Source organism: Oleiphilus sp. HI0123 (assembly GCF_001635315.1).
Map to the genome: position 1 here is coordinate 1 of NZ_LWGE01000083.1, position 386 is coordinate 386.

Annotated in this window: 1 protein-coding gene; it reads right to left on the bottom strand. The window is 43.0% G+C overall.

Going from position 1 to position 386, the window contains the following annotated elements; all coding sequences use genetic code 11:
- Positions 1 to 386, bottom strand: a 386-nt coding sequence (locus A3761_RS26515; protein ID WP_197472691.1) for a hypothetical protein, incomplete at both ends; no start/stop codon positions are given.

The window sequence follows — 386 nt, forward strand, 5'->3', positions numbered from 1 at the left end:
AAGCCTGTTTTCTAAGTTTTCAGGCCGACCACTCAGCGCATATACTGAAGAGAGTTGATTTGTTTTATAGGCCAAATCAAGCTCGTACATAATGCTTCCCTGATTGATACCCAGCGAAAGCCCATAGAGTTCGTAACGCTGACTATAAGGTGTGCTTTGAAAAGTATTCTTATCGATTAGTATGGAGAAATGATTAGCATACAGGCGGGCATAGCTTAACGAGAGATCAAAAGCCTGCTTAGCCAAACTTAAACGCCCTCCCCATTCGTCGCCCATCCCTGATCTGGCAATACGTTCTAATTCGCTTTCGAAATGAGAGAAACGATTCAACAGAGCATCTTCTTGATAGAACAGCTCAGCTGTAAGATCGTTTTGATAGCAGCGAA